The following is a 22,219-nucleotide window of genomic DNA, read 5'->3' on the forward strand; positions in this document are numbered from 1 at the left end:
CACGCCATAAAGGGAATGATAGTAATTATTATTAGCATTACTATTTATATTGTAATGGAGGTCTTTGTGCGGTACTTCAATTCTGAAGAACACAGCAACGCTGAAGAACGTGACAGCTCTGAAGACATGCCCGCTAATTCGCCGTTTTCAGCTGTGTCCTCAACATTTCTATTTACTTCAAAACATCAGAGTATCAAAACTCAGGGTATCTTCGAACGCATTAATCAAGCGGCACAAAGTTGTGCTGGTCATGAGAATTCACTGCAATTAGCCCTACAAACGGCGTTCCAACGTGCACATGATGCCGGGCAACAACAGCCTATCATTGTCGGGGCAATACCTTTTGATGCCAGTCAGGCATCGTGCTTATTTATTCCAGAACATTATCAGGTTTGTGACCGCCAAGCCTTGGTGGATGCTGCGTGTGTTGATAGCCGCAGGGCGGTTACTGCCCTCGCCAGCCGCAGTTTGCCGGATGAAAATGAGTTCAAACATATTGTGGCGGAGGCTGTTGCTGCTTGTCAGTGCGGTGCAATCCATAAAGTGGTGCTTTCCCGTATTCTGGAAATTGATACAGACACCCCGGTTGATAGCGATCAGGTTATGAATCATTTACTGATCCAAAACAGCACGGCGCATCATTTTCGCGTACCGCTTGCTGATGGTGGCGTATTACTCGGTGCCAGCCCTGAATTATTGGTGCGTAAACATTTGGCTGGGGTGTATACCAATCCGTTGGCAGGTTCGGCGAAACGGCAGGACGACCCACAGCATGATTGGGATATTAGCCAGGCATTACTGGATTCAGAGAAAGACCAATATGAACATCGGCTGGTTATCGACGAAATTTGCCGCTTATTGACGCCACATTGCTCAAGTTTGCATGTCCCCTCACAACCTTCATTGATTAGCACCGCCGCGCTGTGGCACTTATCTTCCGCCATCAGTGGTGAGTTGGAAAACCCACAGATACGGGTGTTAGAGCTGGCGAATCTGTTACACCCAACCCCTGCATTGTGTGGATTACCGACGCAAAAAGCCCGCCAGTTAATTCAACAATTAGAGCCTTTTGAGCGCGGGTTATTCAGCGGGATTGTGGGTTGGTGTGATGAACAGGGCAATGGTGAATGGGCGGTGATTATCCGTTGCGCCACGGTACACCCAACACAAGTGCGGCTATTTGCCGGGGCGGGCATTGTTGCTGCTTCACAACCCGCGCTGGAATGGGCAGAAACTGAAGCCAAATTGGGCACCATGCTCAATGCGATTGCCATCACCCGATCAGGAGTGTCGCTATGAGTATTGAATTTACCCGTTGGCCGGAAGAGTTTGCTTGTCGCTATCGCGAGAAAGGCTATTGGACAGACCAGCCGATGACGGAGATTTTGTCTCGCCAATGCCAGCGGCGACCAGAAGCGACGGCCATCATTTGTGGTGAGCGCCATATCAGTTATGCGCAGTTCGAGCAGGCAGCGCATCAGCTGGCTGTGCGCTTAACCCATCTGGGCATGCGCCGTGGCGATAGCGCCTTGGTCCAGCTCCCTAATTGTGCTGAATTTTATCTGGTTTATTTTGCGCTATTAAAAATCGGTGTTGCACCCGTCAATGCATTATTCAGTCATAACCGATTGGAATTAAATGCTTATATTGAACAGATCCAACCGCGCTTACTGATTGCTGATGCCAGCCATAACTTGTTTGCCGCAGGGAATTATTGCGCCGAGCTACAGAAAAAAATACCGGTGCTGGAATTCCTCATTGTGGCGGGAAATACAGATTACGCTCAGTCGCTGGAGGCCTTGTTGTATCGCGAGGGGGGATTTAATGATCGGGATAATGAAACTGCCGAATTTCATCCCTCTGCGGCTGACGAAGTGGCTTTCTTCCAGCTTTCCGGAGGCAGCACGGGGACGCCCAAACTGATCCCTCGCACCCACAATGACTATTACTACAGTGTGCGGGCCAGCGCGGAAATTTGTCAGCTCGACGAGCACACCCGCTATCTCTGCGCCTTACCAGCCGCCCATAATTACCCGCTCAGTTCACCGGGGGCATTAGGGGTGTTTTATGTCGGCGGCTGTGTGGTGTTGGCTCCAGATCCCAGCGCGATGAGTTGCTTCCCGCTGATTAAACGCCACCAGATTACCTTCACCTCTTTGGTTCCTCCTGCCGTGGCCCTGTGGCTACAAGCAGCAGAGCATTTTGCCGCTGACCTGGCCAGTTTGCAGGTGCTACAGGTTGGGGGGGCGAAACTCAGTGAGTCTCTGGCGCGGCGTATTCCACAGATACTGGGCTGCCAGTTGCAGCAGGTGTTGGGGATGGCGGAAGGATTAGTGAATTACACCCGCTTTGGTGACAGCGACCACTTGGTGTTTACCACTCAAGGGCGGCCTATCAGCGAGGATGATGAAATTAAAGTGGTAGATAGTGATGGGATGCCCGTGGCTCTCGGAGAGGTCGGTGCACTGGTGACGCGCGGCCCTTATACCTTCCGTGGCTATTACCGTAGCCCGACTCATAATGCCAATACCTTTGATAAAGAAGGGTTTTACCATTCCGGTGATCTGGTGCAGATGACTGAAGAGGGCTATTTACGGGTAGTAGGGCGGGAGAAAGATCAGATTAACCGTGGTGGTGAAAAGATTGCCGCAGAAGAGATTGAAAACCTGCTGGTGGCCCATAACGATATTCTTCACGCGGCATTGGTTGCTATGCCAGACGAAATAATGGGTGAGAAAAGCTGCGCATTTATTGTCGTCACGAATACCGATCTGCGGCCAGTAACTTTGCGTAAATACCTGCGTGAGATGGGGGTGGCTGATTTCAAATTGCCCGATCGTTTTGAAATCGTCGCCAGTCTACCTGTTACTCCCATTGGCAAGATAGATAAAAAGCGGTTGCGTCAGGATATTCAAGACCGCCTCAGTACACTTAGCAAATAAGGATTTTATGATGGCTATTCCGGCACTTTCTGCTTACGACCTCCCTAAAGTGGGGCAATTTCCGGCGAATAAAGTGAATTGGCAGTTCAACCCCGCCCGCGCCGTGTTACTTATCCATGATATGCAGGACTATTTTGTGAGCTTTTATGGTGAAAATAACAATTTAATACAGCAGGTTATCGCCAATATTGCCGCGTTGAGAACTTACTGTAAACAGCAGGGAATACCGGTTATTTATACTGCCCAGCCTAATCATCAAAGTGCTGAAGATCGCGCGCTGCTTAATGATATGTGGGGCGCGGGTTTGAATAATCATCCGGCTAAACAGCGAGTCGTTTCACAGCTGACACCGGATACGGATGATGAAGTGCTCGTCAAATGGCGATACAGCGCGTTTTACCGCTCGCCACTACGCCAAATCATGGCGGATAAGGGCCGTGATCAGTTGGTTATTTGTGGCATTTACGGCCATATCGGCTGCCTGACGACCGCCACGGATGCTTTTATGCAAGATATTCAGCCATTTATGGTCGCCGATGCTATCGCGGATTTCTCTCTGGAAGATCATTTGATGGCACTTAAGTATGTGGCAACGCGCAGCGGGCGGGTGATTTTTACCCATGAAATTGTCGCTAACCTGAACGAAAATGCGCTCATTTTCAGTAAAGAAAAGCTAAAACAGCAATTACTGGCTTTGATTGATGAAGATGCTGATGATTTCGATGAAGACGAAAATCTGATCGATTATGGTCTGAGCTCGGTGCATATCATGGCGCTGGCTACACAGTGGCGTCAGCAAGGTATAGAACTGAGTTTTGTGGCGTTAGCCAAGAACCCGAGCTTGAAGGGGTGGTGGAAACTGCTGGAGCCACAACTCATTGATCTGGCTAAGAATGTGTCATTGGCCGAGGCTGAGTAATGGCGGCTAATCAGGTTTCGTCCGCGAAAAGTACCTGCGCAATAAATAAAGCGGCGCAGATGGATTTTACCGGTAAACGGGTGTGGGTCACTGGGGCCGGGCAGGGGATTGGCTATCAAATTGCCAGCCAATTTGTCGCGCTGGGTGCCGATGTCGTCGGGTTGGATAAAAGCTTTTCGGCGACGCAAAACTTCCCTTTTATCACGGCATTGCTGGATATTAGCAACCCGCAGCAAGTCGCATTGGTGTGCCAGCATCTATTGAGCCAGGTTCCGCGTATTGATGTTCTGGTGAATGGCGCCGGGATTCTTCGCATGGCAGAGACTGAGGCGCTGAGTCTCGACGATTGGCAACAGTGCTTTAATGTGAATGTTTCCGGTGCGTTTTATCTCTTGCGCCAGTTAATCCCACAGTTCAAATGGCAGCGTTTTGGCGCGGTAGTGACTATCGGCTCCAATGCCGCGCATGTGCCGCGCATCCAAATGTCGGCTTATTGTGCTTCTAAAGCCGCATTAACCAGCTTTAGCCATTGTGTCGGATTAGAGTTAGCGGCTTACGGTGTGCGGTGCAATGTGGTCTCCCCCGGTTCTACTGATACCCCGATGCAACGCAGCATGTGGCACAGCGAAGATGCGCAGCAGCGGACGATTGCCGGTTTTCCACAGCAATATAAATTGGGTATCCCTCTGGGGAAAATTGCCACACCGCAGGAAATTGCCAACACCGTGGTGTTTCTCGCCTCGGATTTAGCCAGCCATATTACTCTGCAAGATATTGTGGTAGACGGCGGCGCGACATTGTCTGCTTGATAAATACGGTCTGCTTGATAAATACGGTCTGCTTGATAAGTCACGTTTCATTCCTAAGCGCTTCCTCGTGACACCCCACCGCAATAATTTCTTGTGCGTGGGGTGAGCCGTACCTGGCCATTTACCCTTTCGTATTGCTCTTCATGACGGCATTTGCTGCCGATTATCACTGTTATTGTTAATTTTAGTGAATAAAATTGAATTAAAAATTCATTTAAAATCAATTGATTGTGACTTTATGAATCCTCTCTTGTTAGTTATTGTGATTTAAATCGCATTTACTTCCCGGCTTATCCCTTAGATTTAACTTTAATAAACATTAAATAACTAAAATTAACATTTATGTGTAACACCAGCAGCCATGGTTGACAGGATTATGGCTGACCTTTGTTCCCTGCAAATAATTATAATATGAGGCTTTATTATGTCTGAATCATCAACCGAACCTTTAGTGATACCAAAGGTATTACCGGAGGAGAATCATGCCTACCGTAAAGCGGCATGGCATATTTTACCTTTATTAATGCTGTGTTATGTCATGGCTTATCTTGATCGGGTGAATGTGGGCTTCGCCAAGTTGCAAATGGCTGATGACTTACAATTCTCCGATGCAGTATATGGTTTTGGTGCCGGTATCTTCTTTATTGCTTACTTCTTCCTGGAAATTCCCAGCAACCTGATGTTGCATCGTGTTGGGGCGCGGCTGTGGATTGCGCGCATCATGATAACTTGGGGCATCATTTCGGCGGGGATGGCTTTCGTCACCACGCCGATGTCATTTTATGTGATGCGCTGTTTGTTGGGGATTGCTGAGGCCGGCTTCTATCCGGGGGTGATCCTGTATATTTCTTATTGGTTCCCGAGTAACCGCCGTGGCCGAATGTATGCCTTATTCGCCACCGCAGTGCCATTATCCGGGGTGATAGGTGCGCCGCTATCTGGCTGGATAATGGATGCCTTTAATGGTTTTCATGGTTTTGCTGGTTGGCAATGGATGTTTATTCTGGAAGGTATTCCCTCGATACTCATCGGTATTTTGGTGATTTTTAAACTGACGGACAGGATCGCACATGCTAAATGGCTAACCGACGAAGAGAAAAAAATCCTACAAACCAATATCGATAATGACACACAGCATCATGTCCATAGCAGCCTGAAAGAGATTTTCCTGCAACCCCGAGTCTGGTTGCTCACCCTTATTTATTTCTGTCTGATTGCCGGTTTTTACACCATTGGCTTCTGGTTGCCGACGCTGATTAAAGACAGCGGGGTGACTAATATCTTGTACATCGGTTTATTGAGCGCCATTCCCTATGCGGCGGCGGCTGTAACCATGATCGTGGTATCACGCAGTGCCGACCGCTTGCGGGAACGGCGCTGGCACTTGGCACTAACCGCGACCTTGGGTGGGATTGGGATGATTATCTCCGCCAGTTTCAGTGACAACATCATCATCGCCATGGTGGGGTTAACCATAGGAGCTATGGGGGCATTGAGTACTTTGCCACTGTTTTGGAGCTTGCCAACGGCCTTCCTTGGCGGCACCGCCGCTGCCGCAGGTATTGCACTGATCAACTCCTGGGGCAACCTGGGGGGCTTCGTCGCACCTTATATGATGGGGTATCTGAAAGATCTGACGCAAAGTACCACCGTCGGGATGTTGATTATTTCTACCATGCTATTTATTGGTGCAGGGTTGGTCTTTTTAGTTCCGGCTAAAACAGTTAACCGCTAACCGCGCAGATAAAAAGGATATGACAATGAACATAATGGTAACGGGCGCTGCGGGTTTTCTCGGGCGTCGATTAATTGAACGTTTAGTGACTCAGGATCATTTGACTGACAGCCAGGGTCAGCAATGCAGTATCAACAAAATAATTGCCTGTGATGTGGTGCCGCTGAGCGCGATGAGTGATGAGCGGGTACAGGTCTTTTGTGGTGATATCGCCGACCCGCAATGGCTGGCGGGTGTTTTTGACCAGCAAGTTGATACGGTTTTCCATTTGGCGGCCATTGTCTCCAGTCAGGCGGAAGAAGAATTTGAACTGGGAATGCGCATCAATTTTGATGCTACCCGTGGGGTACTGGAGCGGGCGCGCCAATTGGGGCGCTGCCCTAAAGTCATTATTACCAGTTCAGTGGCTGTATTTGGCGGAGAGTTACCGGCAGTAGTGCCCGATGAGCAGGTTTGGGCGCCGCAAAGTTCCTATGGGACGCAAAAAGCATTGAATGATTTATTGCTGGCAGATTATAGCCGCCGGGGATTTGTGGATGGTCGTAGCTTAAGAATGCCGACTATTGTGGTGCGCCCCGGCAAACCTAATCGCGCCGCTTCTAGCTTTGCCAGTGGCATTATTCGTGAGCCATTACAGGGTGTTGCAGTGGTTTGCCCTGTTAGCCCACAAACACCCTTGTGGCTGTTATCGCCGAAAATGGCGATTAATAACCTGATTCATGGTCATCAACTGGATGCCAGTCAGCTTAAATCTGGGCGAGTGATTAATCTGCCTGGATTATCTGTTCGTGTGCAACAGATAATTGATACATTACGGCGCATTGCGGGTAATGAAGTCGCTGATCTGATTAAAATTCAGAAAGATCCTCTCATTGAGAAAATTGTGAATTCTTGGCCGGGGAATTTCGACGCTTGTTACGCTAAATCATTAGGCTTTTGCAGTGATAGGGATATCGACAGCATCATTAATGATTTTATTCTCGGTTATTTACCCCAGAGAGGGCTGAATAATGAGCTGTAGAGATATTAACTTTATATAATAGAAATAATTACCATTAATAATGGCATGGGTAATCCGCCGGGTTGTGCGGGATTCTTAGCATAATCTGGTGGATTTTTATTGCCAGATACAGATTTTTAGCCATAAAGCCGATATAATAATCCTATTCGTAATCATCTCATTAATAATAAAAATATATTTTCATTAGGCTAAATAATATGGTTTGTTTCCGCGGTGTTTTCTTTTTTTTGCTGATGATTATCTCATCTTCATCTTTCGCTATAAACTGCCAGCGAGCAGCAACACCGGTTGAATACACTGTCTGCGGTGATGAAGATCTTCATTGGCTTGATCAGACATTCAGTGATATTTATCAAGCGATGTTAGTGAAATATGATACTGAAACAGTTTATCAGCAGCGGCAAGCATGGGTAAAATCTCTGAACAGTTGCACCAGTAATAACTGTATCCAGCGTGCTTATTTTCAGGGCATTGCCTCTATGTCAGACATTGATAAAAATTTCGACTGGCGCGGCCAATGGTGGAATGTCACTAAAGGTAATGACCGGGGCGGCGTTATCAAAATCACTCGGGTTACGGAGTGGGGGTTCAGTCTTGATAGCCGGGCTTGGTCGGGTGAAAATGCCGGTAGTTTTAGAGCTGAAGCCCGTAAAGTTGAAGGATTAGCCGTGGTTGATCTTATTGAAAATACAGCAAATTGTCGGCTATTACTGATTCCAATAAAAGATGGTTCTATGCAAGTACACAGCAATGGCAGTTGGGGGTGTCGCATCTCGATGCCCAAAGATGTCTTTATTGATGGGCAGTATGTCCGAGCTGAAAAAGATCCACGCGAAATACCGACTTTACTTTCCATAGGTATTTTTACTGATGCCGAGAATGATAAAGTTTTTCGTGATTTAGTCGGTGAACATTATGCCCAATTTATTGCTTCAGCCAATGTCTATATCTATAGCCAAGACAGGGATAACCGAGGCGCAAAAGTATTATCGACGTGGGTACGAGGAGCTGCAAATAAACGAGCGTCGATAATTATGTATAATCGTAGCGGTTTGATGTGGGCGGCATATGTTGCGCCTGACAAGGATGGAAACCTGCGGGTGCATTATTTTACTAATGTGCCTGAAGATAAAGATAAAAGACCTAAAACTATTGTCGAATGGCAACAAACCTTTATGGGTAACTGATATACCTTGCTGCTTAACCTTGCCGAAGAGTAGGCAGCGTGCTCTTATTCCGAATCAATGAATTGAGTCAGTACACATGATTTTCGGGAGGAGTTTTGAGTATATGAAAAATGGCCAGGGTGTCGAGAGATGAATGTCGACAACGTGGCCATTTTTATGATGATAATTAATAGTATTTTATTCTAACGTCCCAATAACGTTCAATGACATATCATCTGGTATTTCGTTATAAGACAATACGTTAAGCCCATTGCAGAATAATCGTGCATAGCGTGCAATCAAGGGACGTAATTGCGGCGTGACCAACAAAACAGGTTGGTGATTCTCTGCTTTCATTTGTTCTTTAATGATAGGCATATTCTGTTGCAACTGGGTCAGAATATTTGGATCGACAGGGAAATTATCCAAGACGATTTTTCCTGCTTGCTGTGCCTGATTGAGTGAGCCAAGCAACATATTCTCCAGTGCGTTATTAATGGTATAAACCGATAGATTTTTATCATCACCATTAATGCTATTGACGATCCCGGTTCGTAACGCGTACCGTACATCGGAGGTCAATAAAAGTGAATCTTTCGTCACATTGGCACTCTCTAATAATGTGGTCGCGATGGTCACAATATCTTTAAGGGAGACATTTTCGATTAATAATTGCCGGTAGACTTTTAATAGCTCACTAAAATTAAATGCAGCAGCGAAATCTTCCGCTAGTCGAGGTGATAATGACTCCAGCCGTTGGTGTAACTGTGTTATATCGTCGTAATTAAATAACACCGGCAGATGTTCCCGTGCCACTTTATTGACATGAGTTGCTACCACACTGGCACAATCGACTATTTGATAGCCAAAGTTTAAGGCATTTGCCTTATTTTGTGGCTCTATCCACACTACCGCCAGGCCATAAGTGGGATCTATCGACAAAACACCATCCACTTCTCCGTATTGTTCCGTAGTTGGAATTGCCATTAGCTTATCAATATAAATTTCACCGCCCGCGACTTTGACGCCATTAACATTAATTGTGTACTGGGAGGGCTTTAAACGAAAATTCTCCCGCACTTTAACTTCGGGCAATATGATTCCGCAGGTTTCAGAGATAATTTGGCGCACACCACGCAGCCGCTGGATTAATGGCCGACTTTTCGCTTCATCAACCAGTGTCACCAATTTATAACCAAGATTCAGGCCAATAGGTTCTACGACGGGTATATTATCCCAATTAATATTGAGTGAGTTGTCTTCTGAAATTGCTTGGTCGAGGGCTGTAAGATCGGGTTCAATATTCGCTTGCTGTATTTTTTTACTTTGCTGCCAAGCGGCGAACAGGAGTAATCCGGTGAAACTGAGAAAGGCAAGATGGGGCATCCCCGGCACAATGGCGAGAATGAACATCACAAATGCCGCAGCATATAAAATGGTCGGTTTTGCTAATAACTGATCTTTAATTTCATCAGTCATATCACCGCCATCACTTACCCTGGTGACAATAATTGCGGCGGCGGTGGCTAATAACAGTGAAGGAATTTGCGCGACCAAACCATCACCAATAGTCAGTAATACATATTGCTGGAATGACTGGCTGGCACTGAGGTCGTATTTGAAAATGCCGATACAGATGCCGCCGATCACATTGATCACCAGAATCATAATACCGGCGATAGCATCCCCACGAACAAACTTGGATGCGCCATCCATTGCCCCGTAGAAGTCGGCTTCGCTGGCGACTTCTTTACGGCGCAGGCGGGCTTGTTCCTGATTGATTAATCCGGCGTTAAGGTCGGCATCAATCGCCATCTGCTTACCCGGTAGTGCATCCAACGTAAAGCGGGCGGAAACCTCAGAAATTCGCTCGGCACCTTTCGTCACGACCACAAAGTTGATGATCATCAGGATGATAAACACCACGAAACCAACAACAAAGTTACCGCCAATGACCACCTGGCCAAAAGCTTCAATCACTTTACCGGCAGCACCCACACCTTCATGACCATTGAGTAATACCACTCGTGTTGACGCCACATTTAATGTTAAGCGCATTAAAGTGGCAATCAGTAGTACAGTCGGAAATATTGCAAAATCAAGAGGGCGTTTACTGTTTACGCTGACCAATAAAACCAATACAGATAACACAATGTTAAAGGTAAATAAAATATCCAATACAATAGGTGATAGTGGCAAAATAACCATTGCCAACATGCAAAGAATTAATATCGGAACGGTAACATGCATATCTCTCAGTATATGAGCAAGATAACTAAACTTATTTTTCATCATGGAATTTCTGCATCTCTTTGGGAATACCAAGGTAAGTATTTAATACCGGTTTATTAGCCAGACCTGAGCGCCAGGACTTGACCTGCATCACATAGGTCAATACCTGAGCGATGGCACGATACAGCTGGGCTGGAACCTGTTGGTTGACCTTGGTGGTATGGTAAATAGCACGAGCTAAAGGAGGGAACTCAACAATTTCAATATCATTATTTTTAGCCACAGTCCGAATATATAATGCAATGTCATCCTTACCTTTTGCGATAATATAAGGCGCGCTGGCTTTCTCCGGGGCATATTTTAAGGCCACTGAAAAATGCGTTGGGTTAGTAATAATAACATCAGCATTAGGGACAACTTTATTAATTTGACCCATGGCAAACTGCCGTTGTAACTGACGAACCCTGTTTTTAATTTCTGGATTACCATCATTACTCTTGTGTTCTAGTTTAACCTCCTGCTTAGTCATTTTCATTTTCTTGGTGAAGAGATAATTGCTAAGTGGAATATCAATTGCGGCAAAAATCACAATAATGGCGATGAAATAAACCAAAATACTGTGATATAGAATAAATCCTTCAGTAATCGCTTCCTGTAGCGGCAATGCCTGTAAACGCAACAAATCGGCCAGCGAGCTATTGACCATCAGGTATAAGGTATAAAGCACGATGCTGCACTTGCCGAGCATCTTCAAGACTTCGGTGCCATTGCTGGCTGAAAATATCTTTTTAATTCCTGCCAACGGACTGAGTTTTTTAAAGTCAGGGATTAATTTTACCGGTGTGAAATTCCAACCGCCGGGAACTAAGCTCGCCAATATACTGGCCAGCGGAATCGGGGCTAGCGTAAGCAAGAACTTGAAAAAAATAAACAGGTTGGTCAGCAGTAATTGTTCCAGCGCTGCGGGGTCATCTATTCTGCCCGCTGTACGGCCAACCGCTAAGAATGACTCACGAATCAACTCTTTGTAATAGGGTAAAAATAGCGTCAGGGTGACTAATGATGTCACCAGTCCGGCCGCCATAGTGACATCTTTGGATCGCGGAATATCCCCTTTCTTTCTCGCTTTGGTTAGTTTACCGCTGGTGGGTTTTTCACTTTTTTCTCCGCTGCTGGATGACATCAGTACACCTTCATCCGTTCAAGCTGCGTCAGGATCTCGTTAGTCAAATTGAGATAATGATTCGGCACATTGATGGCCAGTAGCAGTAGGCACAACAAGCCGAACAACATACCTATTGGAAATCCAAGAGAGAAAAGGTTCAAGGTCGGAGAAATACGGTTCAACAAACCGAAAGAACCTTGCACAATCAGCATGATAAAAGTGGTTGGCAGAGCCAGCAGTGTGGCGGATGACATGATCCAACCTAAGCTTAATGCCAGTGATCGTAAGGAGAAATCATTGATAGCTTCGCCCATCGGCCAACTGATAAAACTTTTATACAAGATGGTGACCAGCAACAAGTGCCCATTCATGGTAAAAAAGATAAGTGTGCTAAAGACAAAAATAATTTGTGAAATCACGGTTGTTGAAGCACCACTGGTTGGGTCATTCATCACCGCCATGCCTAAACCCATATTCATTGATAAAATCTGGCCAGCGGCTTGTAAGGTTGCAAAAACCAGTTGCAGCATGGAGCCAAATAACCAACCCCACAGGATTTGTTCGCCAGTCAGCAACAGTGAATTCATTGATAATAACTCACCAAGGATCACCGGCTGGCTGAGCATGGGAGTGATTAACATCGCCAGCAGCAATGAGGTGCCAATCTTCGCTTTACGGGGAAAAGCACGATGCTGGAGAACTGGACAAAAATGAAAAAATGCTAAAATTCGTACAAAGGGTAGCCAAAGTGCGAATACCGGCGTGGTGAGTGTTTGAATATCGATTCCCATTGCCTGTTACCCAACCAACTGTGCAGCTTGCTGGAAAATAGCAATGGTGAAGTCACTCAGCTTGGTCATCATCCATTTACCGGCAAAGATTAATACCAGCATGGTCATCACCAGGCGCGGTAGGAAGCTAAGGGTTTGCTCATTAATTTGTGTGGTGGCTTGAAAGATGCTGACCAATAGCCCGGTTAATAAGCTAGGAATAATGGCAACCACCGAAATGATCAATACCAGATGCAACCCTGCGGCAATAATGTCTCCGGCAATATCAGTGGTCATCATGCTATAACCCCTGCACGCTGGCAGTCAGCGTTCCGACAATTAATGTCCAGCCATCGCACAGTACAAACAGCATTAATTTAAAGGGCAGCGAGACGATGAGCGGCGATAGCATCATCATCCCCATCGCCATCAAAATACTGGCGACAATCAGATCAATGACCAGAAAAGGGATGTAAATCATAAAGCCAATTTGGAAAGCAGTTTTCAATTCACTCAGTAGATAAGCGGGAGTCACGACGGTAAGATCTTGCTGTTGCGGCTCGCCGCTGACCTGAGCAATATCCATCATCTGGTCCAGCGACTGACTGCTGGTCTGCGCCAGCATATAATTCTTAAGAGGAATTTCCGCACGTGCCAGCGCTTGCGGTAAGGTGATTTCATCATTCTGAAAGGGAATGACGGCGTCTTGATGAACTTTCGTCCATACCGGGCGCATCACCAGTAAGGTGAGTGCTAGCGCAATACCGGTCAGCACTTTATTGGGGGGGCTTTGCTGCAATCCCAGCGCCTGGCGTAATATTGCCAGCACGATAATAAAGCGGGTAAAGCAGGTCATCATTAGCATCATGATGGGCAACAGGCCAAGCAGTGTCATCAGGATCAGGATTTCAATCTTGACGTTGTAATCCTGACCGGCAGCAGTTTGTGCCGTGCTAAACAGGGTAATCCCCCCCTCCTGTGCAAGGAGAAGAGGGGAATACAATAATCCGCTAATAACCAGGCCACTGCTGATGATTTTAGCTGTCATAGTTGGCAGGCGGCTCAAGATCATAAAGCGAGTTCACCCAGGCTTTGGCTATTGAAGCTGATAATACGCAGGCCATATTTCTCATTGACCACCACGACTTCAGCCTGACCGAACATGATGCCATTGATTTTAATATCCAGTGGTTCGCCGGCCAGTTTATCCAACTCAATAACTGAATCATTATTCACTGACATCAATTCAGAAAGTGGAATATCTACCGAGGCGACTTCCAGTGTTAATGTGACGGGAATACGACTGAACAGCGATATTTTGCGTTGCTGTTCATGCTGGCTGTTATCCACGGCGGGCACTGTCGCCGCAGGGGTAGAAAGTGGTACGCTAACCTCATTCTCTGGTGTTGAGAAATTAAAATCCAGATCATTGCCGAGTTCAATTAATTGGTCAGTCATGGTTCATCTCGTTAGTTTTGTCATTAAATTCAGATAAAAATAGTTTTCCGCGACTCTCTGTAATCACAGCACTAAATAAGGGTTTCTTACCAATAAATACTGGGAATCTTTCTGGTAGAGAAGCAGGGATAATATCGCCCTCTTTTATTGCCATCAGGTCAAATAAAGTGAGTTCACTACAACTTAACTGGCTGGTAAGCTGAATAGGCAATTGGCTTACCAATTGATTAAATTGTGTTACTGACAATGTCTGAGTTTTCTTTTCTTCTTTTATTCCGGTGTGTAATGTATTAAGCAGTCTGTCGACATGAGGGGTATCAATAAGTAGTGTAAAACCGATATTCTCATAATCCTTTAACAAAAAATCCATATGATAGGACCAATTAACAATAGGTGTGGAATTAGTGTTTTTGATCACCAATGGCTCACCGAATACTGGCTGATTAAGAATCAAATCAGCTATTTCTATACTTAGTTTGTTTTTTAGTCTCTCTTCTGTCTGGGTTTTCGGTGTGTTATCCACGATGGAAACCATGTTCTTTTCTTTGGTTAAGCCATAGTAGTCATTAAGAATATTAAGCAGAAGAGTGCGGTCGATATCAAAGGCAATATTCCCTATCTGACTGCTGAGTGTTTGAGCATTATTGTAATGACAATCTGTTTTGAACTTAATATCTTTTAACGTAATATTGATTCGATATTTTCTTAAAAAATAGAGGCTAATTTGCTTTTCAATTACAGCAAAATAGCTACCCACGATTTTGGGTATTTTATGATAAGGACGCCCAAGTTTATTAATGTCCAGAGTCATTGCTTCCGGTAGCGAGTCACTGTTGTGTACCCTCGCTTTAGCTTTATTTGGCTTCATGCTTTATCCAAAATCATAGTCCGAATAATTTCTCACGATCTCGCCAGTGGTTATAGGGATGAGTGAGTTGCTTGTGTTTTCGTTAGGGTGTTAATTAAACCTTCTATTGAAAATCAATACAATGGGCATTTCTTTATTAATTTATTTCTTTTTTATTTTTGAATTAATAGTCATATAAGTAAATGCATGATTTTAAAGGGTTAATTTTTTTAATTTTTATTTAATTCCTTTATTTTCAATAGTGAATATATAGTCATTACCCAGCGAACGTGTCGTCTGGCTTACCAATGATTGAATAATAATAAAATGATCTAATATTTTACTTCTTTGAGATTTAATAATGACTCGTTGTGAGTCGTATTATTAACTATTGAATGTGATTTATTGGCTTTACTGGAGAGTGGATACATTATGATGAATATGGCTATGGATATGTTATCTAAAAATGAACATGGTTTTGTTGCTAATGCACCCTCCAGTGTGAGCGTATTCTCTCTTGCGCGTCGGGTGGCAGAATTCAATGTGCCAGTATTAATAACTGGAGAGACAGGAACCGGTAAAGAGTGTGTGGCAAAATATATCCATCATAAAGCAATGGGTGAGAACGCGCCCTATGTTGCAGTAAATTGTGCCGCTATCCCCGAGAGTATGCTGGAAGCTATATTATTCGGTTATGAAAAAGGCGCATTTACTGGGGCTGTTGCCAGTGTTGCCGGTAAATTTGAACAAGCCAATGGCGGCACATTATTATTGGATGAAATTGGCGACATGCCATTAGCCTTGCAAGTTAAGTTATTACGCGTGTTGCAAGAGCAGGAAGTTGAACGTTTAGGTAGCCATAAACGTATTCCGTTAGATATTCGTATTATTGCCTCTACCAATAAAGATTTGAGTGTTGAGATTGCAGAAGGGCGCTTTCGTCAGGATCTCTATTACCGCTTATCAGTGGTGCCTATTCATATCTCACCGCTGCGCGAAAGACCTGAAGATATTATGCCGTTGGTGAGCGCTTTTTTTAATAAATATCGTAATTTTTTAGATGTAAAAATAAACATTACCCCACAAGCGCAGTATGAGTTACAGACGTATTCTTGGCCGGGTAATGTTCGCGAATTGGAAAATGTTATCCAGCGCGGAATTATTATGAGCAATGACGGATTAATCGACATTTCACACTTAGGTCTGCCTGCAACAAGAAACGTATCTGTATCAGAGGGGAAATTAGCGGGAGATAAATTGGCAGAAAATAAGCCGGTATTCTCTACTGAAAATATTCAATCCAATCAGGGCGAAAGCAACATTAAATTACGCGGACGTTTGGCTCAATACCAATATATTGCGGATTTATTGCAAAGACACCAGGGAAATAAATCTAAAACGGCCGCTTTTTTAGGTATTACACCGCGCGCTTTGCGCTATCGGTTGGCCAATATGCGCGAAGACGGTATCGATATTGAGTGTTACTCATAAGAGGAAGAACGATGGATAAAGTTGGAGCTATCACTATGCCAAATATGCAATTGCCGATGATAGCGGAAATGCAACAGATGGCGGCTATAGCCAGCAATCGTGTTGAGTTTGGCACTGCATTACCACAACCCGCGGGCAGTAGTTTGTTCGCTCAGGTTAACGAGGTGAATTCCCCTTCATTTTCCCGGGTGCTTAAAGGTGCGATTAATAGCGTGGATAACTTACAACATGTGGCAAGCGATAAGCAGACCGCAATGGATATGGGCGTCAGTGATGATTTAACCGGCACGATGCTAGCAAGTCAGAAAGCCAGTGTGGCTTTCTCAGCGATGGTGCAAGTGCGTAATAAGCTTACCACTGCACTCGACGAAGTCATGAATACTGCGCTGTAGGGTAAATCGGTGTTAGATAAAATTAAGCAACAATTGCCCGCCATCAGGTTGGGTAAAAATCAAAAAAGTATTCTCATGGGCGCGGTGGCTATTTTGGTCACCAGTGCGATTATTTTCAGCCTTTGGCGCAGCTCGCAGGGCTATACCGCTTTGTTTGGTTCACAGGAGCATATTCCGGTGACGCAAGTGGTTGAAGTGCTGGACAGCGAGGCGATTACCTATCGTATTAATCCAGATAATGGCCAGATATTAGTCGCAGAAAATCAACTCGGCAAAGCTCGTATTCTGCTGGCAGCTAAAGGCATTACTGCCACATTGCCGACAGGTTATGAGCTGATGGATCAGGAAACCATGCTCGGCAGTAGCCAGTTTATTCAGAATGTGCGCTACAAACGCAGTCTGGAGGGGGAATTGGCACAAAGCATCATGGCGCTAACCGCCGTGGATTATGCCCGGGTTCACTTAGGAATGAGTGAAGCCAGTTCTTTTGCTATCAGCAATCGTTCAGAGAGCAGTGCGTCCGTCATCTTGCGCCTGAAATATGGCCAAACACTGAAAGCGGAGCATGTGGGGGCCATTGCCCAGTTGGTGGCGGGCAGTATTCCCGGCATGAAAGCGGCGAATGTACGGGTGGTCGATCAGCACGGTGAGCTGTTGTCAGAAGCCTATCAGGCTAACGGCAAGGGAATGACAAATGTGAAAAGTGGCGCTGAATTAGCCCATTATTTACAGAGCACGACCGAGAAAAGTATCGCCAATCTGCTTAGCTCCGTGGTCGGTATCAATAACTACCGCATCAGTGTCGCAACCCAACTTGATCTGAGCCGTGTTGAAGAAACGCTGGAACGTTATGGCGCAGAGCCGCGTGTCAGTGATGAGAATATTCAGCAGGAAAACGGTAACGAAGACATGGCGATGGGGATTCCGGGTTCGTTAAGCAATCAGCCTTCTGCTCAGCCGAACAACACCAATGCACCTGCAATGATAAGCCGCAGTCAGGCCCAGCGTAAGTATGCCTACGACCGTGATATCCGTCATGTGCGCCATCCGGGCTTTAAGTTAGAGAAGATGACAGTTGCGGTCATTTTGAATAAATCTGCTCCAGCGCTGGAGAAATGGACACCAGAACAGCTGAATGAATTGAAGCGTTTAATTGAAGATGCCGCCGGTATCGACGTGAAACGGGGTGACTCCCTGACTCTGAATATGCTGGCCTTTACTGCGCCGACAGTGATGGAAGAGTCTGTCATTCCGTGGTGGCAAGAGGCGACAACTTTCCGTTGGGCGGAGATCGCGGGTATTGGCTTATTGTCGCTGTTGTTCTTGCTATTCGGTGTGCGGCCATTGGTGGCGCGGTTATCACGTCAGGATGATAAGCACGCTACTTTAGCGATGTCCGAAAATATTGATAGCCTGGATGCGGCAAATACGGCGGGCGAAAACAGCGCCGCAACAGAAGCGATATTGCCAGCCTCTTCCTTCAAAGAAGATGACAACCTGCCACCGCAAGGCTCTGGCCTGGATACAAAAATCGCCCACTTGCAACAGCTAGCTCAGTTAGAAACTGAACGTGTCGCCGAAGTCATTAAACAATGGATTAATAATAATGAACGAATCAAACCTCAATCAGAATGATGATGCGGTGGTGCGTGATGACGCAACTGCCCCTGCCCCGGTACGCAGCCGTTTAGAGCAGGCAGGGATTTTGCTACTGAGTGTGGGTGAGGAAGCCGCGGCGATGGTGATGCAAAAACTGACGCGCGAAGAGGTGGTGTGTATCAGCCAAACTATGTCTCGCTTGCATGGTGTCAAATTGAACCATGCACGGCAGGCATTGGATGATTTCTTTATCGATTACCGTGAACAAAGCGGGATCAACGGCGCTTCCCGCAGTTATCTGCAAGGCATTCTGAGTAAAGCCTTGGGCAGTGATATCTCCAAGAGTGTCATTAATGGCATCTATGGTGATGAAATCCGCCATCGGATGACGCGTTTGCAATGGGTCGGGACACCGCAACTGGCGGCGCTGATTGAGCAGGAGCATCTGCAATTACAGGCGGTATTTTTAGCTTTTCTACCGCCGGATGTTGCCGCCGAGGTCTTGGCCTATCTGGATAAAGGGCGGCAGGATGATGTGCTGTACCGAATTGCCAAGCTCGATGACGTCAACCGCGATGTAGTGGATGAACTGGATCGCCTGATTGAGCGCGGCGTGGCGGTATTGTCAGAGCACGGCTCCAAAGTTTTGGGGATCAAGCAAGCGGCGAATATCGTAAACCGCATTCCCGGCAACCAACAGCAATTGTTGGAGCAACTGGGAGAACGTGATGAAGAGGTGCTTAATGATCTGAAGGATGAGATGTATGAATTCTTTATCCTCAGCCGTCAAAGTGAGGTCACCTTGCAGCGCTTGATGGATGATATCCCGATGAGTGATTGGGCGATAGCGCTGAAAGGCACTGAACCAGTACTGCGCCAGGCCATTTATGATGTATTGCCAAAGCGCCAGATACAGCAGTTGCAAAATGCGACCAATCGGATGGGAGCCGTGCCAGTCAGTCGGGTAGAGCATATACGTAAAGAGATAATGGCACAGGTGCGCGCGCTGGCCGAAGCGGGAGAAATCCAGGTGCAATTGTTTGCTGAACAGACCATGGAGTAAGGCAATGTCGATAAAAAATAGCCTGCGCTTTGGCGGGGCGAAAGTGCGGGTTCATCAGTTCCCGCCATTGCGCCAAATCCGCCAGAATTTACCACCAGACGATACCATGGCACTTGACCCGGCGGCCTATCAAAAACAGCTGATGGAGGGTTTTCAAGAAGGAGTCAGTCAGGGTTTTAATAAAGGTCTGTCTGAGGGGAAAGAGGAGGGATATCAAGAAGGTGTCCGTCTGGGATATGACGACGGGTTGAAAAAAGGGCGGGTAGAAGCGCGACAATCAGAAAGTCACCGATTTGATGAAGCTATCGAGCCATTTACCGGCTATATCGAAAAAATGCATGATTATTTAGGTGGTTATGAAAATCGCCGTCGCGATGAGCTAGTGCAGTTAGTCGAAAAAGTGACGCGCCAGGTTATCCGCTGTGAATTGGCACTGCAACCGGCGCAGTTGCTCGCGTTAGTAGAGGAAGCACTGGCGGCGCAGCCGTCAGTTCCCACACAACTGAAAGTCTATCTTAACCCCGCCGAGTTGGGCCGCATCAATGATGTTGCGCCGGAAAAGGTTAAACAGTGGGGGCTAATAGCCGATCCGGAGATGGCCAGCGGTGAGTGCCGTGTGGTCACCGATACCACGGAAATTGATGTGGGTTGCCAGCATCGTCTGGATCAGTGTGTCGAAGCATTGAAAAGCAGCTTACTGCCGGATCAAGACCATGGGTGAGCTGGCGGCACTTGATAATGCATTGAAATCTATAGATAACATTAACCTGGCCAGAGTCGCTGGCCGCTTAGTGCGGGTTAATGGCATTTTGCTGGAAAGTGTCGGTTGCCGTCTGGCGATTGGCCAGCGTTGCCGTATCGAAAGTGCTGAAGACGTCTTTATTGAGGCGCAGGTGGTCGGGTTTGACCGGGAAGTCACTTACTTGATGCCATTCAAGCAACCCGATGGCCTGATGAGCGGCGCACGGGTATTCCCGTGTGAGCTGGACGGCGAACTGATGATTGGTGATAGCTGGCTGGGGAGAGTGGTTAATGGTTTGGGCGAGCCGATTGATGGAAAGGGGCCACTCGGCGGTGAGACTCCACTACAACAGCAATTGCCGCAAATTCACCCGCTTCAGCGCCAGCCCGTCAGCACGCCATTGGATGTCGGGGTCAAAGCCATCAACGGCTTGCTGACTATTGGCAAAGGCCAGCGGGTCGGGTTGATGGCGGGCAGTGGCGTAGGTAAAAGTATGCTGCTGGGCATGATGACCCGCTACACCCAGGCGGATGTGGTGGTGGTCGGGCTGATTGGTGAGCGTGGCCGAGAAGTGAAGGAGTTTATCGACCACTCATTACAAGCCAGTGGTATGGCAAAATCGGTGGTGATAGCCGCACCGGCGGATGAATCGCCCCTGATGCGCATTAAAGCTACCGAACTGTGCCACTCCATCGCCACCTATTATCGCGATAAAGGCCAAGACGTGTTGCTGCTGGTGGATTCACTTACCCGTTATGCCATGGCACAGCGGGAAATTGCACTGTCACTGGGGGAACCACCGGCGACCAAAGGCTACCCGCCCTCTGCTTTCAGCATCATTCCAAGGTTGGCAGAGAGTGCCGGAAACAGTCACGGCAGCGGCACCATGACCGCTATTTATACTGTGCTGGCAGAAGGTGATGATCAACAAGATCCCATCGTTGATTGCGCCAGGGCAGTATTAGATGGGCACATCGTATTATCGCGCCAGTTGGCGGAGTCCGGTCACTACCCCGCCATTGATATCGGCCAGTCTATCAGCCGCTGCATGAGCCAGATTTCGCCGCGTGAACAGATCCAATCTGCGCGTTTACTGAAGCAATGCTATGCCGATTATATGGAGATCAAACCCTTGATCCCGCTGGGCGGTTATGTCGCTGGAGCCGATCCGATGGCGGATCGGGCAGTGCAGTATTATCCGGCTATTATCGACTTCCTGCGCCAAGAAGTGGATCAACCCTCGCTCCTGCCAGCCACACTGGCGCATTTGAACGCGCTCTATCCACCATCTGATATTCAAACACCTGAGGCTCCATCATGAGTGACAAGCTGATGAATACCCTGCAACGGCTACAACAGTTACGGCAACGGGCGCTTAATCAGGCTACCAGTCAATTGGCACAGCAGAAACAGTTGTGCCAGCGTTATCAAAACAATATTAATGCCTTGGGATCCTTAACCCATTTTGCATTAATGCCGGTGGCTGGGGCGGCTTTGATGACCAACCGCGCCAGCTATAAGCGCAATATTCAGCGCGTTATTGACTGGCAAAAGCAGGAGCAGGTGCTGGCAAATATTGAAGTGGGCAAGTTGCAAACACATTTGCAGCAACAAGCTTGTCGGGAAAAAATCGTGGCGATGGTATTAGCACAGCAACAGCAGCAGTTTTTGATGGAGCGGGGGCGGAGTGAACAAAAAAACACCGATGGTCTGGCCGCGCAATGCTGGCAACGACACCGGGCGGGATAGATTTCCTGTAATTTGAGCACTCATTTTTGAGTGCTTTTTTATGTTTATTTTTTATTGAAACGCAAGTTACAAGAATAAAGATGTGAAACATTCACCCTAGCATAGCAGCCTATGGTGAA

General features: G+C 46.7%; 21 protein-coding genes. 14 read left to right on the forward strand and 7 right to left on the reverse strand.

The window, feature by feature from the left end:
• Window positions 1-126 precede the first annotated feature (126 nt).
• The 7 genes from FTA91_RS12630 to FTA91_RS12660 all read left to right on the forward strand — a co-directional run bounded on the left by FTA91_RS12630 (window position 127) and on the right by FTA91_RS12660 (window position 8,613).
• Window positions 127-1,299 carry an isochorismate synthase gene (locus FTA91_RS12630; RefSeq protein ID WP_050112483.1) on the forward strand — a complete coding sequence of 391 codons (1,173 nt, stop codon included), beginning with the start codon at window positions 127-129 and terminating at the stop codon, window positions 1,297-1,299.
• On the forward strand, window positions 1,296-2,942 hold the full coding sequence (locus FTA91_RS12635; RefSeq protein ID WP_050112319.1) for a (2,3-dihydroxybenzoyl)adenylate synthase: 1,647 nt from the start codon (window positions 1,296-1,298) through the stop codon (window positions 2,940-2,942). Before FTA91_RS12630 ends, FTA91_RS12635 begins: the two co-directional genes overlap by 4 nt.
• 10 nt (window positions 2,943-2,952) lie before the next feature.
• The gene (locus tag FTA91_RS12640; RefSeq protein WP_050112320.1) at window positions 2,953-3,861 is read left to right on the forward strand and encodes an isochorismatase family protein; all 909 of its coding nucleotides are present in this window, start codon (window positions 2,953-2,955) and stop codon (window positions 3,859-3,861) included.
• On the forward strand, window positions 3,861-4,670 hold the full coding sequence (gene dhbA / locus FTA91_RS12645) for a 2,3-dihydro-2,3-dihydroxybenzoate dehydrogenase (RefSeq protein ID WP_227507639.1): 810 nt from the start codon (window positions 3,861-3,863) through the stop codon (window positions 4,668-4,670). The genes FTA91_RS12640 and dhbA overlap by 1 nt, the downstream gene beginning before the upstream one ends.
• Window positions 4,671-5,094: 424 nt before the next feature.
• Window positions 5,095-6,405, forward strand: a complete 1,311-nt coding sequence (locus FTA91_RS12650) for an MFS transporter (protein WP_050112321.1) — start codon at window positions 5,095-5,097, stop codon at window positions 6,403-6,405.
• A gap of 25 nt (window positions 6,406-6,430) precedes the next feature.
• Window positions 6,431-7,426, forward strand: coding sequence for a D-erythronate dehydrogenase (gene denD / locus FTA91_RS12655; protein WP_145534832.1), 996 nt, complete (start codon window positions 6,431-6,433; stop codon window positions 7,424-7,426).
• 197 nt (window positions 7,427-7,623) lie between these two features.
• Window positions 7,624-8,613 (forward strand): lysozyme inhibitor LprI family protein, encoded by a 990-nt coding sequence (locus FTA91_RS12660; protein WP_050112323.1) that lies wholly within the window; start codon window positions 7,624-7,626, stop codon window positions 8,611-8,613.
• A gap of 177 nt (window positions 8,614-8,790) precedes the next feature.
• On the opposite strand, the gene FTA91_RS12665 is transcribed toward FTA91_RS12660, so the two are convergent.
• From FTA91_RS12665 to FTA91_RS12695, 7 genes are read right to left on the reverse strand one after another with little or no spacing between them, the layout of a single operon-like run.
• Window positions 8,791-10,887, reverse strand: a complete 2,097-nt coding sequence (locus tag FTA91_RS12665; RefSeq protein WP_145534835.1) for a flagellar biosynthesis protein FlhA — start codon at window positions 10,885-10,887, stop codon at window positions 8,791-8,793.
• On the reverse strand, window positions 10,874-12,007 hold the full coding sequence (gene flhB / locus FTA91_RS12670) for a flagellar type III secretion system protein FlhB (protein WP_145534838.1): 1,134 nt from the start codon (window positions 12,005-12,007) through the stop codon (window positions 10,874-10,876). Before flhB ends, FTA91_RS12665 begins: the two co-directional genes overlap by 14 nt.
• Window positions 12,007-12,780: a flagellar biosynthetic protein FliR gene (fliR, locus tag FTA91_RS12675; protein WP_145534841.1), complete on the reverse strand. Its 774-nt coding sequence runs from the start codon at window positions 12,778-12,780 to the stop codon at window positions 12,007-12,009. The genes flhB and fliR overlap by 1 nt, the downstream gene beginning before the upstream one ends.
• A 6-nt stretch (window positions 12,781-12,786) precedes the next feature.
• The gene (fliQ, locus tag FTA91_RS12680) at window positions 12,787-13,059 is read right to left on the reverse strand and encodes a flagellar biosynthesis protein FliQ (RefSeq protein WP_013650415.1); all 273 of its coding nucleotides are present in this window, start codon (window positions 13,057-13,059) and stop codon (window positions 12,787-12,789) included.
• A gap of 1 nt (window position 13,060) precedes the next feature.
• On the reverse strand, window positions 13,061-13,807 hold the full coding sequence (gene fliP / locus FTA91_RS12685; protein ID WP_174634877.1) for a flagellar type III secretion system pore protein FliP: 747 nt from the start codon (window positions 13,805-13,807) through the stop codon (window positions 13,061-13,063).
• Window positions 13,808-13,827: 20 nt separating this feature from the next.
• A complete protein-coding gene (fliN, locus tag FTA91_RS12690; RefSeq protein WP_050112326.1) occupies window positions 13,828-14,217 on the reverse strand; it encodes a flagellar motor switch protein FliN in 390 nt (129 codons plus the stop codon).
• Window positions 14,210-15,085: a FliM/FliN family flagellar motor switch protein gene (locus tag FTA91_RS12695; RefSeq protein WP_145534844.1), complete on the reverse strand. Its 876-nt coding sequence runs from the start codon at window positions 15,083-15,085 to the stop codon at window positions 14,210-14,212. The genes fliN and FTA91_RS12695 overlap by 8 nt, the downstream gene beginning before the upstream one ends.
• Window positions 15,086-15,496: 411 nt before the next feature.
• Here FTA91_RS12695 and FTA91_RS12700 point away from each other — a divergent pair, with 411 nt between their 5' ends.
• Genes FTA91_RS12700 through fliJ form a run of 7 tightly spaced genes read left to right on the forward strand, consistent with a single transcriptional unit; the run spans window position 15,497 to window position 22,100 of the window.
• Window positions 15,497-16,555 carry a sigma-54 interaction domain-containing protein gene (locus FTA91_RS12700; protein ID WP_145583439.1) on the forward strand — a complete coding sequence of 353 codons (1,059 nt, stop codon included), beginning with the start codon at window positions 15,497-15,499 and terminating at the stop codon, window positions 16,553-16,555.
• Between the two features lie 11 nt (window positions 16,556-16,566).
• Window positions 16,567-16,947, forward strand: a complete 381-nt coding sequence (gene fliE, locus FTA91_RS12705; protein ID WP_050112329.1) for a flagellar hook-basal body complex protein FliE — start codon at window positions 16,567-16,569, stop codon at window positions 16,945-16,947.
• 9 nt (window positions 16,948-16,956) lie between these two features.
• Window positions 16,957-18,582, forward strand: coding sequence for a flagellar basal-body MS-ring/collar protein FliF (fliF, locus tag FTA91_RS12710; RefSeq protein WP_145534849.1), 1,626 nt, complete (start codon window positions 16,957-16,959; stop codon window positions 18,580-18,582).
• A complete protein-coding gene (locus tag FTA91_RS12715) occupies window positions 18,554-19,609 on the forward strand; it encodes a flagellar motor switch protein FliG (protein ID WP_145534851.1) in 1,056 nt (351 codons plus the stop codon). The genes fliF and FTA91_RS12715 overlap by 29 nt, the downstream gene beginning before the upstream one ends.
• Window positions 19,610-19,613: 4 nt before the next feature.
• Window positions 19,614-20,330, forward strand: coding sequence for a flagellar assembly protein FliH (fliH, locus tag FTA91_RS12720; RefSeq protein ID WP_145583441.1), 717 nt, complete (start codon window positions 19,614-19,616; stop codon window positions 20,328-20,330).
• Window positions 20,323-21,672, forward strand: a complete 1,350-nt coding sequence (gene fliI / locus FTA91_RS12725) for a flagellar protein export ATPase FliI (protein WP_145583443.1) — start codon at window positions 20,323-20,325, stop codon at window positions 21,670-21,672. The genes fliH and fliI overlap by 8 nt, the downstream gene beginning before the upstream one ends.
• Window positions 21,669-22,100, forward strand: coding sequence for a flagellar export protein FliJ (fliJ, locus tag FTA91_RS12730; protein ID WP_145534857.1), 432 nt, complete (start codon window positions 21,669-21,671; stop codon window positions 22,098-22,100). Before fliI ends, fliJ begins: the two co-directional genes overlap by 4 nt.
• Window positions 22,101-22,219 lie beyond the last annotated feature (119 nt).

The organism is Yersinia thracica, from assembly GCF_902170565.1.
Taxonomy (GTDB): Bacteria; Pseudomonadota; Gammaproteobacteria; order Enterobacterales; family Enterobacteriaceae; genus Yersinia; species Yersinia thracica.

What these genes read in the sequence shown, in the direction of transcription:
- FTA91_RS12630 (WP_050112483.1), top strand. Translation starts at nt 127, where the DNA reads ATGCCCGCTAATTCGCCGTTTTCAGCTGTGTCCTCAACATTTCTATTT.
- FTA91_RS12635 (WP_050112319.1), top strand. Translation starts at nt 1,296, where the DNA reads ATGAGTATTGAATTTACCCGTTGGCCGGAAGAGTTTGCTTGTCGCTAT.
- FTA91_RS12640 (WP_050112320.1), top strand. Translation starts at nt 2,953, where the DNA reads ATGGCTATTCCGGCACTTTCTGCTTACGACCTCCCTAAAGTGGGGCAA.
- dhbA (WP_227507639.1), top strand. Translation starts at nt 3,861, where the DNA reads ATGGCGGCTAATCAGGTTTCGTCCGCGAAAAGTACCTGCGCAATAAAT.
- FTA91_RS12650 (WP_050112321.1), top strand. Translation starts at nt 5,095, where the DNA reads ATGTCTGAATCATCAACCGAACCTTTAGTGATACCAAAGGTATTACCG.
- denD (WP_145534832.1), top strand. Translation starts at nt 6,431, where the DNA reads ATGAACATAATGGTAACGGGCGCTGCGGGTTTTCTCGGGCGTCGATTA.
- FTA91_RS12660 (WP_050112323.1), top strand. Translation starts at nt 7,624, where the DNA reads ATGGTTTGTTTCCGCGGTGTTTTCTTTTTTTTGCTGATGATTATCTCA.
- FTA91_RS12665 (WP_145534835.1), bottom strand. Translation starts at nt 10,887, where the DNA reads ATGATGAAAAATAAGTTTAGTTATCTTGCTCATATACTGAGAGATATG.
- flhB (WP_145534838.1), bottom strand. Translation starts at nt 12,007, where the DNA reads ATGTCATCCAGCAGCGGAGAAAAAAGTGAAAAACCCACCAGCGGTAAA.
- fliR (WP_145534841.1), bottom strand. Translation starts at nt 12,780, where the DNA reads ATGGGAATCGATATTCAAACACTCACCACGCCGGTATTCGCACTTTGG.
- fliQ (WP_013650415.1), bottom strand. Translation starts at nt 13,059, where the DNA reads ATGATGACCACTGATATTGCCGGAGACATTATTGCCGCAGGGTTGCAT.
- fliP (WP_174634877.1), bottom strand. Translation starts at nt 13,807, where the DNA reads ATGACAGCTAAAATCATCAGCAGTGGCCTGGTTATTAGCGGATTATTG.
- fliN (WP_050112326.1), bottom strand. Translation starts at nt 14,217, where the DNA reads ATGACTGACCAATTAATTGAACTCGGCAATGATCTGGATTTTAATTTC.
- FTA91_RS12695 (WP_145534844.1), bottom strand. Translation starts at nt 15,085, where the DNA reads ATGAAGCCAAATAAAGCTAAAGCGAGGGTACACAACAGTGACTCGCTA.
- FTA91_RS12700 (WP_145583439.1), top strand. Translation starts at nt 15,497, where the DNA reads ATGATGAATATGGCTATGGATATGTTATCTAAAAATGAACATGGTTTT.
- fliE (WP_050112329.1), top strand. Translation starts at nt 16,567, where the DNA reads ATGGATAAAGTTGGAGCTATCACTATGCCAAATATGCAATTGCCGATG.
- FTA91_RS12715 (WP_145534851.1), top strand. Translation starts at nt 18,554, where the DNA reads ATGAACGAATCAAACCTCAATCAGAATGATGATGCGGTGGTGCGTGAT.
- fliH (WP_145583441.1), top strand. Translation starts at nt 19,614, where the DNA reads ATGTCGATAAAAAATAGCCTGCGCTTTGGCGGGGCGAAAGTGCGGGTT.
- fliI (WP_145583443.1), top strand. Translation starts at nt 20,323, where the DNA reads ATGGGTGAGCTGGCGGCACTTGATAATGCATTGAAATCTATAGATAAC.
- fliJ (WP_145534857.1), top strand. Translation starts at nt 21,669, where the DNA reads ATGAGTGACAAGCTGATGAATACCCTGCAACGGCTACAACAGTTACGG.